At 53.2% G+C, this 1,011-nt stretch carries 1 protein-coding gene; it reads right to left on the bottom strand.

Translation table 11 applies throughout. The features are described from left to right. On the bottom strand, positions 1 to 784 hold a 784-nt coding region (locus MNV_RS05250; RefSeq protein ID WP_143311645.1), incomplete at its 3' end, for a hypothetical protein. Positions 785 to 1,011: the final 227 nt, after the last annotated feature.

The following is a 1,011-nucleotide window of genomic DNA, read 5'->3' as shown; positions in this document are numbered from 1 at the left end:
TTCCCGCAGCCGCTGGCGCAAGGCCCATGTACAGATAATCCTGGATGTTTACCTGTGCGTGCGGGATTGGCACACTCACAGGCTGCCTGGATACGCCGTCAACGAATGCAATCGTCAGTGTTCCGAGTCCTCCTGAAATCGGGTTAAGAGGCAGCTTCAGGGGTACTGACTGCAGGAACTCGTTGGACTGGTACTTTATGTACCCGATGATTCCGTCTGCTGCTGCTATCGTGGTTGGCACGGCAGCTCCGAACAGCTCAAGGATCCTGTTTCCGCCGCTGAAATTGTACCTCGTGCCTGCAACATCAGCAGATGCTGCCGTGCCTGTAGAGGTTAAAGTGCCCATCTTGGCATGCCGCTGCGCATGCGGAGCCCTCATGTTGGATACTACAAGACCCACTCCGCCGGTTGGCGCGCTTGTGTTTGCCACAAGTGCGGTCAGGTATGCTGCTATCTGTTCCCCTCCGTTGAGAGGGCATCCAATAGCATATTTTTCAGTTTTCGGAGTAAACAGTGCGCCACCTGATGCACCGAGCAGTCCTGCGACAGGCGCTGTAAGGCACTGGAATGGCACTACCGGGACATCATCACTCTCGATGTCGCACTGTGCAATAAGCGACTGAGCAGCTGTAACTGTGTCTATCGCGGCTTGCGGCAGTACTGCCAACAGCGAACGGGCCCACTGAGGCAGTATAACGTTTGCGCCGCCCATCTTTGTTTTTGCTGTTCCTGTTCCCAGGCTCGTGAAGCCTGAATGTTCAATTGCTATAATTTCATCTGCCATTTTATCACCTCAAATGTATGGATTTGTCCCCGTTTCCGTTCCTTCTATCGGCTGCACGATTTCTCTTGTTTCTCTGTTTGGAGTCAGAGTTACTACTTGTATATCCCCGCCTGGCTGATCACTGCCATCTTTTCCATAGGCGGATCAAGCACTGCCTTTGCACCTACCCCTATTCCCAACCCAACAAGGATATCTCCTGCAATGCCGCTGTACTTACCAAGGACGCG

It is taken from the genome of Candidatus Methanoperedens nitratireducens (genome assembly GCF_900196725.1).
Classification (GTDB): domain Archaea; phylum Halobacteriota; class Methanosarcinia; order Methanosarcinales; family Methanoperedenaceae; genus Methanoperedens; species Methanoperedens nitroreducens_A.
The sequence above is the reverse complement of the archived record's forward strand: the minus strand, read 5'-3'. Positions and strand labels throughout refer to the sequence as shown.